Source organism: Flavobacterium cupreum, assembly GCF_003996965.1.
Taxonomy (GTDB): domain Bacteria; phylum Bacteroidota; class Bacteroidia; order Flavobacteriales; family Flavobacteriaceae; genus Flavobacterium; species Flavobacterium cupreum.
The window spans coordinates 1-340 of record NZ_QWDM01000143.1 but is presented as its reverse complement, the minus strand read 5'-3'; the positions used below and the strand labels follow the sequence as shown (position 1 = coordinate 340).

The window sequence follows — 340 nt, the reverse complement described above, 5'->3', positions numbered from 1 at the left end:
CCACCGCTTCGAGGCCGAGGCGCGCACCATGCTCAAGATGGGGCTCGGCATGCTGGCCGTGCTGGCGCCGTTGCAGGCGTTGGTCGGCGACCTGCACGGCCTCAACACGCTCAAGTACCAGCCCGCAAAAATCGCCGCGATCGAGGCCCATTGGGACGGTGCGCATCCGGCGCCGCTGGTGCTGTTCGCCTGGCCCGACGCCAAGACCGAACGCAATCTGTACGAGGTGTCGATACCCAAGCTGGGCAGCCTGATCATCACGCACGACTGGAACGGGCTTTTTAAGGGCCTGCGCGATTTCAAACCCGCCGACCGGCCGCCGGTGGTGCCCGTGTTTTTC

At 65.6% G+C, this 340-nt stretch carries 1 protein-coding gene; it reads left to right on the top strand.

Features of this window, described 5'->3' with window-relative positions:
• Positions 1 to 340, top strand: a 340-nt coding sequence (locus D0817_RS26960) for a cytochrome ubiquinol oxidase subunit I (protein ID WP_161568484.1), incomplete at both ends; no start/stop codon positions are given.